This window comes from Vibrio sp. Vb0598, assembly GCF_033338935.1.
Taxonomy (GTDB): domain Bacteria; phylum Pseudomonadota; class Gammaproteobacteria; order Enterobacterales; family Vibrionaceae; genus Vibrio; species Vibrio alginolyticus.
In genome coordinates this window covers 108,675-120,964 of sequence record NZ_JAWOTP010000013.1, presented here as the reverse complement: position 1 = coordinate 120,964, position 12,290 = coordinate 108,675, and the positions used below count along the sequence as shown (strand labels likewise).

The following is a 12,290-nucleotide window of genomic DNA, read 5'->3' as shown; positions in this document are numbered from 1 at the left end:
GGGGCCCCAGGATTTCTGCGAATCACGACATTAGAGCTTCATCACATTTCAGTAAGCCAAAGAAAATAATCGCAAAAAATTGAAAATTTCTTCTAAAGGATATTCATCGGTCGCCGTTAAAGGGACTGAGAGAAATGAGATGTACCTAAGTGAGGTGAGAGACACGACGGTACATTCACTAAAGCCTTAAGGAGATCAATTATGGCGATTAACGTTAATACTAACGTTTCTGCGATGACTGCACAGCGTTACCTAAACCAGGCAGCTGACGGTCAACAAAAATCAATGGAGCGTTTGTCTTCGGGTTATAAAATCAATAGCGCGAAAGACGATGCTGCAGGTCTACAGATTTCAAACCGCTTGAATGCACAAAGCCGTGGCCTAGACATGGCAGTGAAAAACGCAAACGACGGTATTTCTATTGCACAGGTTGCTGAAGGTGCAATGAATGAATCTACCAACATCCTACAACGTATGCGTGATCTTTCGCTTCAATCTGCGAACGGTTCTAACTCAAAAGCAGAGCGTGTAGCGATCCAAGAAGAAGTAACAGCGCTAAACGACGAGCTAAACCGTATTGCTGAAACTACCTCTTTCGGTGGTAACAAGCTTCTAAACGGTACTTACGGTACTCAATCTTTCCAAATCGGTGCGGACTCAGGTGAAGCAGTGATGCTTTCTATGGGTAACCTACGCTCAGACACTTCAGCAATGGGTGGTAAGAGCTACGCAGCAGAAGAGGGTAAAGACGCATCTTGGACTGTTGGTGAGAAAACAGAGTTCAAAATGAGCTACACCAACAAGCAGGGTGAAGAGAAAGAGCTATCAATCAGCGCTAAGCAAGGCGATGATATTGAACAGCTAGCGACATACATCAACGGTCAAAACGATGATGTAAAAGCCTCTGTTGGCGAAGATGGCAAACTACAAGTATTTGCTTCTTCTCAAAAAGTTGAAGGTGATGTTGAGTTTTCTGGCAACCTAGCAGACGAGATCGGCTTTGGTGGTCCGAAAGACGTAACAGTGAAAGACATCGACGTAACCACAGTAGCTGGCTCTCAAGAAGCAGTAGCGGTTATCGACGGCGCTCTTAAGTCCGTAGACAGCCAACGAGCTTCACTCGGTGCTTTCCAAAACCGCTTCAACCACGCAATCAGCAACCTAGACAACATTAACGAGAACGTTAACGCGTCTAAAAGCCGTATTAAAGATACTGATTACGCGAAGGAAACCACTGCGATGACTAAGTCGCAAATTCTTCAGCAAGCAAGTACTTCAATCCTGGCTCAAGCGAAGCAGTCTCCATCTGCAGCGCTAAGCTTGTTGGGCTAAGTGGTAAACCCAGCCTGAGGTCAACACCTTAGTGCTGGGGCACCAAAGCGATAGATTCTATCGTTAGCCCATAAGGTGGAAGGGAGATTGTAATGGATATATCCTCCTACGCATCGAACATCCAGCCTTACGGCACGCCAAATGGCACAAAGTTTGCAAATAAAAATGGCAATGATATAGGCACGTCTAGCCCAGCAAATTCAAATGGTGAGATTTCGCCGCAAAAAGCGAAAAACACCGAATACGACTTCTCTGTTCAAGCTGCGATCGAGATGGCTGAAAGCCGTCAAGAACTGAACAAAGAAGAACGTGAAAAATTGGTCGCACAAATGAATGAATTTGTAACGTCCATAAACAAAGGAGTCGCATTTCGAGTGGATGAAGAATCCGGACGAGATGTGGTGACGATTTATGAAGCCAATACCGGTGACGTGATTCGTCAAATTCCTGATGAAGAAATGCTAGTGGTATTGCGTCGCCTAGCTGAGCACACAGCCAACAGCGGGTTGTTGACTGAAAAAGTGTAAGTCGTTTTTAGAGGTGATTTGATGAGTTTAGGCCCTTTGGGGATGTCTGGCGGCATGGATATTAATTCCATGGTCAGCAAAATTGTGGATGCCGAACGCGTACCAAAGCAGCAACGCATCGACAACGAACGCACGACAATTAATGCCAGTATCAGTGCTTACGGACGACTCAGAGAATCATTGGATACGATGAAAAATCTCATGGCGAACTTTCGTCAGGAGAAAGCATTTGCCGTTCGCACTGTCGAAACGACCGATGACAATATCGTATCTGCCACGGCAACCACAGATGCTATCGCTGGCAAATATGCTATCGATGTGTTGCAGCTTGCTCAGAGCCATAAAGTCGCTTCTGACGTATTGCCAGAAGACGCAAAATTTGGCCCTGGTAAGCTGCAGATTTCGCTTGGTGATGAGCGTTTTAATATCGATGTTCGTTCCCGATCTAAGCTCATCGATGTCGTACGTGGCATCAATGGCGCTAAAGATAACCCTGGCGTTCGTGCATCTCTTATTAACGACGTCGAAGGTCCACGCCTTATCCTTGCTTCTAACCTCTCTGGTAAGGATCATCAAATCAGAGTCAGTGTGGAGGCAGAAAAAGGCAACCCTCTTAAATATTTCGAATACCAAACACTTGAAGACCGCGTCAACGCGCTTGAAGAAGCTCGTTCAGCGGCGGAAGATGTCTTAGGTCCTCTTAAATTTCCGGAACAACCAGCAGAAGAGCTGGATGCAAACGGCAATCCTCTACCTCCAGAAGAGCAAAAAGCGGCAGACGATGTACAAGATGATGCATCGCAAGCGCCAATCTCTGCGGCGGGTGCAGAAGCAGCCAAAGCTGGTCAAGAAGCCATTGATGAAGCCAACCGACGCGCGAGTTTACGCCCTGAAGACAGAATTCCAGGGTGGACAGAAACTGCGTCAGGTACTTTGTTGGACTCTTATGAAGAACCAGAGCTCGAACTCGACGAAAAGGCAATCGAGAAGGCACCAGATGTACCAGGCTGGAATAATGCCGCATCGGGCACCCTAACCGATTCTTACGTTACGACGAAAGAGGCTAAGCAGCTTCTTGAGCAAGAAAAAGCGGAAATCGAGCAAAAAATTGCGAGTGAAAAGCAAGCGTTAGACGAAAAAGTGGCACGTGGTGAACTTTCCGAAGCGCAAGCTAAGCAAATTCATCGCGCTAAACTTGATCCTCAAGAACGTGAGCGTCTGGAAAAAATTGATGAAGCAGAAGCGAAAATCGCAAAGGCACAATCTGCTTTTGAAGAATACCTTGGAATGACAGAAGTACAAGCAGGGCAAGATTCAGAAGTTCTGCTTGATGGCGTGGCAAAGCTATCTAGCCACAACAATGTGATTGAAGATGCGATCGAAGGTGTTGATTTAACACTAAAAGGCAAATCAGAACCGAATAAACCGCCTGCTGAAATTGGTGTCGAGTACGACCGTCAAAGTGTACGCAACGATATCGAAAACTTTGTGGCAGCGTATAACTCGTTTTATCAAACCTCCCAAGCGTTGGCGAGTGTGGATCCGGTAACTGGTCAAAAAGGGCCGTTGTCAGGTGACAGCACCGTACGCAGTGCAGATTCACGATTAAAATCGGTTTTTTCTACTCGAATCGATAAAGCACCTGAAAACCTAAAGTCCTTAACAGAATTTGGCATTACGACCACACGTCAAGGCACACTAGAAATCAACTATGACATGCTAGACCGCCAGTTGAACAATAACTTCAACGAGTTAGAAAAGTTCTTCGGTGGCAACACAGGTTTTGCTAAACGAGTAGAAGATGCGATTCACGGTATCACAGGTATTACAGGCAGTATTCGTACTCGAGAAAAAAGTCTCACAGAACAAAATTACCGTTTGAGTGACGATCAAGCGGCATTAGATCGCCGCATGGAAAGCCTAGAGAAGCGTACTCATGCGAAGTTTACCGCGATGCAAGATGCGACCGGTAAAATGCAAGGCCAGTTAGGCGCTTTGATGAGTGCGTTGGGTTAATAAATGCAAAAAGAACTCATGGAAATTAGTGATATAGATCAACTAATTACGCAAGAATTAGAAAAAATTGATTTTAATGCTGAAGAAATTCTTCGCTTGGTCGATATCAGGGAACGGTTATTGCAAAACCTGTTACCAATTATTCATCAAAATCCTTTGGTTAAGCAGGATGCAGAGTGGCAAGCATTGCTAACTCGTACCAAAAGAATTGTCGAGCTGATGCAATCGGAAACGTCAAAGGTCGGAAAAGAGCTCCATAAGTTTCGTTATGGCCAGCGTTCACTTCAGCAGTACAAAAAATTTATTTAAAAGAGGATTACTATGCGCGGTTCTTTGCAAGCATACAAAAAGGTATCAGTCGACAGCCAGCTTAGCGCGGCTTCTCCGCACAAAGTCATTCAAATGCTTATGGCTGGTGCGATTGAGCGCCTTATTCAAGGTAAAGCAGCCATGCAAGCAGGCAATATTCCAGCAAAAGGTGAGCGCTTGGGTAAAGCGTTAGACATCATTATCGCGCTACGCAGCTGTCTATCTATGGATGACGGTGGTGATATTGCTTCAAACTTAGATTCACTGTATGAGTTTATGATCACGCAAATTTCTGCTGCTAACCATCAAAATGAGCCTCAGCTGATCGACGACGTTATCGATATTATCCGTGAGATCAAGTCCGCTTGGGACCAAATCCCAACAGAGTTTCATAATCTTACCGCTGCTGAAGTTGGTATTTAATAGTCAAAACAATGCGTTAAGATACTAGACGAATATATTTGTCAATTGCGCAACGAGTTGTGTAGCAAAGTTTCTATCAAGCTCACACCTCTCCATTGCTTGGTTGCCTTATTTTTATATTCAAATAAAATAGAAGCCATTAGTAGCCCTAATGGCTTTTTTGTTGCTGATTTTCCTATTTTGTCTATCGTAAATTGAGTGTGGTGGTTCTGCCTTCTTTAGCACCCAATTGCGCAAATCAAGGTTTGGCCGCAACGCACCTAAAATAAAGGCAATCATTCTTACTTATGCATGGTTTGGCAAAGCTGCTTGTAATTGATGATGACGCATCAAGTCGTTTAAATTTAAGCAATATATTGGAATTTGTTGGAGAAAATTGCGAAGCGGTCAGTTCTGATCAGCTCAGCGATGTTGATTGGTCTAGCGTATGGTCGTGCTGTATTGTTGGTAATATTCCAGCAGGTCAAGCGGCGAGTACGGTTATCTCTCATTTAAACAGCGCTTACCACATCCCTCTTCTAGTCATGGGCCGTTTTCCTTTGCCTGTTGATGATCTTCCAAATTTTGTTGGTGAACTAGAGCTGCCGCTTAATTACCCACAGCTTAGTGAAGCGTTACGCCACTGCAAAGATTTTCTGGGGCGAAAAGGAGTGAATGTTGTTGCTAGTGCACGCAAAAACACGCTTTTTCGCAGCTTAGTTGGTCAAAGTAGAGGTATTCAAGAAGTTCGACACCTGATTGAGCAAGTATCAAACACAGAAGCAAACGTGTTGATCTTAGGTGAGTCCGGTACGGGTAAAGAAGTTGTTGCGCGTAACATCCACTATCATTCTTCATACCGCGATGGCGCATTTGTACCTATTAACTGTGGTGCAATACCGCCTGAGCTCCTAGAAAGCGAATTATTTGGTCACGAAAAAGGCGCGTTTACTGGTGCGTTAACTGCCCGTAAAGGTCGATTTGAGCTCGCAGACGGTGGCACGATCTTTCTTGATGAGATTGGCGATATGCCAATGTCGATGCAAGTAAAGTTGCTTCGTGTATTGCAAGAACGCTGCTTTGAACGTGTAGGTGGCAATAGTACCATCAAGGTAAATGTTCGAGTGGTGGCGGCGACACACCGTAATCTAGAAAATATGATTGAAGAAGGCACGTTCCGAGAAGACTTGTTCTATCGCCTGAACGTGTTTCCAATTGAGATGCCAGCGCTGAAAGAGCGCAAACAAGATATACCATTGCTGCTGCAAGAACTGATGACACGTTTAGAGGCGGAAGGCGGACAACCTATCTGCTTTACACCTCGTGCAATCAACTCACTTATGGAGCATCACTGGCCGGGCAACGTACGCGAGTTGGCTAATCTTGTTGAGCGAATGATTATTCTGTATCCAAATAGCTTGGTGGATGTAAACCATCTACCAACCAAATATCGCTACAGTGACATCCCAGAGTTCCAACCAGAGAGCAATCCATTTGTTTCGGTGGAAGAGCAAGAGCGTGACGTATTCCAAGATATCTTCTCTGAAGATTTTAGCTTTGAAGATCAAGACGACCTTGATCACAGCATGAACGCCCCGCAAGCGCTGCCACCGGAAGGGGTTAATTTGAAAGAGCTGCTGGCTGATTTAGAAGTTAATATGATCAGCCAAGCATTAGAAGCGCAGGGTGGCGTTGTAGCAAGAGCGGCCGACATGCTGGGTATGCGACGTACTACGCTGGTGGAAAAAATGCGTAAGTACAACTTACAGCGCTAGGTAAAGTGAAGTTTTAAGACGATATCTGAATAATCACTTGGGCTGGTTAACATCGCTTTTCTGGCATCCAAAACCGTTATCTCTGAGTGTCAACTTATTGTCGATGGCTTAACGTCCTGATAAATATAAAAAATAGCTTGGTACGCTAATTGCTTACCAAGCTATTTTAGTTTTAGCGGCGATATTTCGACAGGCAGTAATGGATAACAACACCAATCAATCCCATTTAGATTCCGTAGAGAATCAGGTTGAGCGCTACAAACAGGTGCTCGATGTGATGCCTGCTGGAGTGATTTTGCTCGATACGTACGGAGTAGTGCGTGAAGCAAATCCAGAAGCGCACCGAATTCTTGAGATTCCACTGGTTAACGAAAAATGGTTCAACGTTATCCAGGCGGTGTTTGACCCACGTGAAGATGATGGCCATGAAGTTTCCCTGCGGAATGGCCGTAAAGTTCGACTCGCCATCTCGGCGTCCACAACAGGTCAATTGATCCTGATTACCGATTTAACCGAAACCCGTTTACTTCAAGCTCGTGTCAGTGATTTACAGCGCTTATCGTCGTTAGGACGTATGGTTGCGTCGCTTGCTCACCAAGTAAGAACGCCGCTGTCGAGCGCTATGTTATATGCATCCAATTTGGGAGCGCCAAATCTTCCTCCAGCGACAAAAGATCGCTTCCAAACCAAATTAATGGATCGACTGCACGATTTGGAAAAGCAGGTTAATGATATGCTGCTTTTTGCTAAAGGTGGTGATAATAAAGTCATTAAGCCATTCACGATTGCCCAGTTGGTAGCGGAATATCAGCCGATGGTCGAAACCGCGCTAAAAAACAACAGTATTGATTACTGCCTAGAAGTGGAAGAAGAACAAACTGAGCTACTAGGCAATGCGAACGCCATTGCATCCGCATTAAGTAATCTGGTCATGAATGCGATTCAAATGTCTGGTAAAGAATCGCAAGTCGATATTTTTTTCCGCCCGGTAAATGGTGAGTTACGCATTTCTGTGCAAGACAGCGGACCGGGAGTGCCCGAAGAACTGCAAGCCAAAATCATGGAGCCATTTTTTACCACACGTTCTCAAGGAACTGGATTAGGGTTGGCAGTTGTTCAAATGGTTTGCCGTGCCCATGACGGTCGATTGGAACTTATTTCAGAGCAGGGTGATGGAGCCTGCTTCACCATGTGCATTCCGCTAGAGCGAGTGCAAACAGAAGCGCAATAAGCGGCTTTTGGTAATAACAATTTCTGGAGAATCATAATGGCGCAAAGCAAAGTGCTGATCGTAGAAGACGATGAAGGTCTTCGTGAAGCCCTAGTCGATACTCTGGCTCTGGCAGGGTATGAATGGTTGGAAGCGGACTGTGCTGAAGATGCACTGTTGAAGCTGAAATCGAATACGGTTGATATCGTCGTTTCTGATGTGCAAATGGCGGGTATGGGTGGCTTAGCTCTGCTCAAAAGCATCAAGCAGAATTGGCCTAACTTACCAGTATTGCTAATGACGGCGTACGCCAACATTGAAGATGCCGTGTCTGCAATGAAAGATGGCGCGATTGACTACATGGCGAAACCATTTGCACCAGAAGTGTTGCTAAATATGGTCAGTCGTTATGCACCGATAAAAAGTGATGACAACGGTGATGCTATCGTTGCTGATGAAAAAAGTCTGCGTCTACTTGCGTTGGCCGATAAAGTGGCACGTACAGATGCGAATGTTATGGTGCTAGGTCCTAGTGGCTCAGGTAAAGAAGTGATGTCGCGCTATATTCACAACGCGTCAAATCGTAAAAATGGTCCTTTTGTCGCAATTAACTGTGCTGCGATTCCTGACAATATGCTCGAAGCAACACTGTTTGGCTATGAAAAGGGCGCATTTACTGGTGCTGTTCAGGCATGCCCAGGAAAGTTTGAACAAGCGCAAGGTGGCACAATCTTACTTGATGAAATCAGCGAAATGGACCTGAACCTGCAAGCGAAGTTGTTGCGTGTTTTGCAAGAGCGAGAAGTAGAGCGCCTAGGCAGTCGCAAAAGCATCAAGTTAGATGTTCGTGTGTTAGCGACGAGTAACCGTGATCTTAAGCAATACGTGTCAGAAGGAAACTTCAGAGAGGACTTATATTACCGCCTGAATGTATTCCCAATTGCGTGGCCTGCACTTAAAGAACGTAAAGGCGATATTGCACCGCTTGCCAAGCATCTTGCTGAGCGTCATTGCAGCAAAATGGGCATGCCAGTGCCTCAATTCTCGACCGTTGCGTTAGAAAAACTATTGCAATACCCTTGGCCGGGTAATGTTCGTGAATTGGATAACGTGGTTCAACGAGCGCTGATATTAAGTGAAAATGGCGACATCGATGCAGAGCACATTTTGCTTGAGGGCGTAGATTGGCAAGATGCCAATAGCTTGCAACACGTGGTGCAAAACGCAGATATGGTCGTGCCCAATGTTAAGCCAGTTGCTCAAGCTGAGAGTGTCAGCCGCCCAGTAACTGGTGGAGAAGGCTTAGGCAGCGAGCTGCGCGATCAAGAATACGCCATTATTTTGGAGACTTTGGTTGAGTGTAATGGTCGACGCAAAGAAATGGCGGAGAAACTGGGTATAAGCCCTCGAACCTTGCGCTATAAGCTTGCCAAAATGCGTGATGCTGGTATAGATATCCCGAATTAACACAGACAACGGCCATAAGACAAAAAGTGTAAGTAAATTGATTGCCAATGTCTTATGGCACGTTAATTGCTGTGTCAATAATCAGTTTTGTTAATAGTCAATCTTTTGGCTTAGAGGTGCTAATGAAAATTGATGGTATTCAGGCAGAAATGCGCGCCATGATGGTAGAAGCAACCAATACGGCTCCTACTGCAAGTGGGGCGAAAGTTGGAGCAGATTTTAACGATCTCCTAACTAAAGCCATCAATAACGTAAACACACTTCAAAAAGCATCTGGTGATTTACAAACCCGTTTTGATCGTGGTGATGCCGATGTATCCCTTTCTGACGTTATGATCGCTCGTAACAAGTCTAGTGTCGCTTTTGATGCGACGGTTCAAATTCGCAATAAACTCGTTGAGGCATATAAAGACCTCATGAACATGCCAGTGTAATTTAGGTAATAAGTGTGGCAGACAAGTCTACAGATTTAACCGTCACTGAAGGCGGCTCAGATGGTGCACTGGTAGCAAGTTCCGATGTGGATGTGGAGAGTCAAAATCCAGATCTAGAGGAGCGCAGTGCGTCAAAATTCGATATGGCAGTGGGCGACCTCGATTTACTTCGTCAGGTTGTGCTTGTGCTGTCGATATCCATCTGTGTTGCATTGATCGTGATGCTGTTCTTTTGGGTCAAAGAACCGGAAATGCGCCCACTTGGTGCGTATGAGACCGAAGAATTGATCCCCGTTCTGGATTATCTGGACCAGCAGAAAATCAATTATAAGCTTGATGGCAATACTGTTTCTGTTGAATCGAGTGAGTACAACTCGATCAAACTTGGCATGGTTCGTTCCGGCGTTAACCAAGCTACAGAAGCAGGCGATGATATTTTGCTGCAAGACATGGGCTTTGGTGTTTCACAACGTCTTGAGCAAGAGCGTCTGAAACTCAGTCGAGAGCGCCAATTAGCTCAAGCAATTGAAGAGATGAAGCAAGTTCGCAAAGCACGAGTGTTATTGGCACTGCCAAAGCACAGCGTGTTTGTGCGTCATAACCAAGAAGCGTCTGCGTCGGTATTTTTGACATTGTCGACAGGCACTAACCTTAAGCAGCAAGAAGTGGATTCTATTGTCGACATGGTAGCGAGTGCCGTGCCGGGAATGAAAACTTCTCGAATTACCGTCACAGATCAGCATGGCCGCTTACTCAGCTCAGGCTCCCAAGATCCTGCTTCTGCGGCGCGACGCAAAGAACAAGAATTAGAACGCAGCCAAGAGCAAGCGCTGCGCGAAAAAATTGATTCCGTACTATTACCCATTTTAGGTTATGGCAACTATACGGCGCAGGTTGATATCCAAATGGATTTCAGTGCGGTTGAACAAACTCGCAAACGTTTTGATCCAAACACCCCTGCGACCCGCAGTGAGTACGCACTCGAAGATTACAATAACGGTAACATGGTAGCGGGTATTCCGGGTGCGTTGAGTAATCAGCCTCCAGCGGATGCCTCTATTCCGCAAGATGTGGCTCAAATGAAAGATGGTTCTGTCATGGGGCAGGGGTCAGTTCGTAAAGAGTCCACGCGTAACTTTGAGCTAGATACCACCATCAGCCACGAGCGAAAGCAGACCGGGACGGTGGCTCGTCAGACCGTTTCTGTTGCGATTAAAGACCGTCGTCAAGTTAACCCTGATACGGGTGAAGTGACTTATACCCCAATGTCCGAATCTGAAATCAATGCCATTCGCCAAGTATTAATTGGTACCGTTGGCTTTGACCAAGGCCGTGGCGATTTGCTGAATGTATTGAGTGTAAAGTTTGCTGAGCCAGAGGCTGAGCAGCTAGAAGAACCACCAATTTGGGAGCACCCTAACTTCAGTGATTGGGTTCGTTGGTTCGCAAGTGCATTAGTGATTATTGTGGTTGTGTTGGTTCTGGTTCGCCCAGCAATGAAGAAATTGCTTAACCCTACCAGCGATGATGAAGACGAAATGTACGGACCAGACGGCTTGCCGATTGGTGCGGATGGTGAAACTAGCTTGATTGGCAGTGACATCGAAAGCAGCGAACTGTTCGAGTTTGGCTCAAGTATTGATTTGCCAAACCTTCATAAAGATGAAGATGTATTGAAAGCGGTTCGCGCTCTGGTTGCGAATGAACCTGAATTGGCTGCTCAAGTAGTGAAAAACTGGATGAATGACAATGGCTAACGATATCGTACCTCAAGATGATAACGCTGCGGGAATGCCAGTAGAGCTGGATGTTTCAACCATTACTGGCGAAGAAAAAGCGGCAATTTTGCTATTGAGTCTTAATGAACAAGATGCAGCTGGCATTATCCGTCACCTAGAACCAAAACAGGTTCAGCGTGTTGGTAGTGCGATGGCTCGCGCGAAGGATCTCAGCCAAGACAAGGTATCTGCTGTTCATCGTGCGTTTTTGGAGGATATCCAGAAATACACCAACATTGGTATGGGCAGCGAAGACTTTATGCGTAATGCACTGGTTGCCGCTCTTGGTGAAGACAAAGCCAACAACTTAGTTGACCAGATCCTACTTGGTACGGGCTCAAAGGGTTTGGATTCTTTGAAATGGATGGACCCACGCCAAGTGGCGAGCATTATTGTCAATGAACACCCACAGATTCAAACTATCGTATTGTCTTATTTAGAAGCAGACCAATCTGCAGAGATTTTGTCTCAGTTCCCTGAGCGCGTGCGTTTGGATCTGATGATGCGTATTGCCAACCTTGAAGAAGTTCAGCCATCAGCATTGGCAGAGCTGAACGAAATCATGGAGAAACAGTTCGCGGGTCAAGCGGGTGCACAAGCAGCCAAAATTGGCGGCCTGAAAGCAGCAGCGGAGATCATGAACTACCTAGACAACAACGTCGAAGGTTTGTTGATGGAGCAAATTCGCGATCAGGACGAAGACATGGCGACGCAAATCCAAGACCTAATGTTTGTCTTCGAAAACTTAGTCGAGGTGGACGACCAAGGTATTCAGAAGTTGCTGCGTGACGTACCACAAGACGTGTTGCAAAAAGCACTCAAAGGTGCAGATGACTCGTTACGTGAGAAAGTCTTCAAGAATATGTCTAAACGTGCTGCTGATATGATGCGTGATGACATAGAAGCGATGCCGCCAGTACGAGTGGCAGATGTAGAAGCCGCTCAGAAAGAAATCTTAGCAATTGCCCGTCGAATGGCGGATGCTGGTGAGCTTATGCTATCTGGCGGTGCTGACGAATTCTTATAATTTCTATTGCTTC

At 45.7% G+C, this 12,290-nt stretch carries 11 protein-coding genes; all 11 read left to right on the top strand.

Annotated elements, in window-relative coordinates:
* Positions 1-201: 201 nt before the first annotated feature.
* The 11 genes from R7Q38_RS14585 (at position 202) to fliG (ending at position 12,277) form a co-directional block, all read left to right on the top strand.
* Positions 202-1,332, top strand: a complete 1,131-nt coding sequence (locus R7Q38_RS14585) for a flagellin (RefSeq protein WP_005380449.1) — start codon at positions 202-204, stop codon at positions 1,330-1,332.
* A gap of 92 nt (positions 1,333-1,424) precedes the next feature.
* A complete protein-coding gene (flaG, locus tag R7Q38_RS14580) occupies positions 1,425-1,859 on the top strand; it encodes a flagellar protein FlaG (protein ID WP_005384493.1) in 435 nt (144 codons plus the stop codon).
* 21 nt (positions 1,860-1,880) lie between these two features.
* Positions 1,881-3,875, top strand: a complete 1,995-nt coding sequence (gene fliD, locus R7Q38_RS14575; protein ID WP_154205107.1) for a flagellar filament capping protein FliD — start codon at positions 1,881-1,883, stop codon at positions 3,873-3,875.
* Between the two features lie 3 nt (positions 3,876-3,878).
* Positions 3,879-4,184, top strand: a complete 306-nt coding sequence (locus tag R7Q38_RS14570) for a flagellar protein FliT (protein WP_005380456.1) — start codon at positions 3,879-3,881, stop codon at positions 4,182-4,184.
* A 12-nt stretch (positions 4,185-4,196) separates the two neighbouring features.
* On the top strand, positions 4,197-4,607 hold the full coding sequence (gene fliS / locus R7Q38_RS14565; protein WP_005380457.1) for a flagellar export chaperone FliS: 411 nt from the start codon (positions 4,197-4,199) through the stop codon (positions 4,605-4,607).
* Positions 4,608-4,894: 287 nt separating this feature from the next.
* Positions 4,895-6,361 carry a sigma-54 dependent transcriptional regulator gene (locus R7Q38_RS14560; RefSeq protein ID WP_054575511.1) on the top strand — a complete coding sequence of 489 codons (1,467 nt, stop codon included), beginning with the start codon at positions 4,895-4,897 and terminating at the stop codon, positions 6,359-6,361.
* Between the two features lie 199 nt (positions 6,362-6,560).
* Positions 6,561-7,592: a sensor histidine kinase gene (locus tag R7Q38_RS14555; protein WP_005380459.1), complete on the top strand. Its 1,032-nt coding sequence runs from the start codon at positions 6,561-6,563 to the stop codon at positions 7,590-7,592.
* Between the two features lie 36 nt (positions 7,593-7,628).
* On the top strand, positions 7,629-9,038 hold the full coding sequence (locus R7Q38_RS14550; protein ID WP_005394318.1) for a sigma-54-dependent transcriptional regulator: 1,410 nt from the start codon (positions 7,629-7,631) through the stop codon (positions 9,036-9,038).
* Between the two features lie 122 nt (positions 9,039-9,160).
* Complete coding sequence (gene fliE / locus R7Q38_RS14545; protein WP_005384482.1) at positions 9,161-9,472, top strand: flagellar hook-basal body complex protein FliE; 312 nt, start codon at positions 9,161-9,163, stop codon at positions 9,470-9,472.
* 14 nt (positions 9,473-9,486) lie between these two features.
* On the top strand, positions 9,487-11,229 hold the full coding sequence (gene fliF, locus R7Q38_RS14540; protein WP_005380462.1) for a flagellar basal-body MS-ring/collar protein FliF: 1,743 nt from the start codon (positions 9,487-9,489) through the stop codon (positions 11,227-11,229).
* Positions 11,222-12,277: a flagellar motor switch protein FliG gene (gene fliG, locus R7Q38_RS14535; RefSeq protein ID WP_005380470.1), complete on the top strand. Its 1,056-nt coding sequence runs from the start codon at positions 11,222-11,224 to the stop codon at positions 12,275-12,277. The genes fliF and fliG overlap by 8 nt, the downstream gene beginning before the upstream one ends.
* Positions 12,278-12,290: the final 13 nt, after the last annotated feature.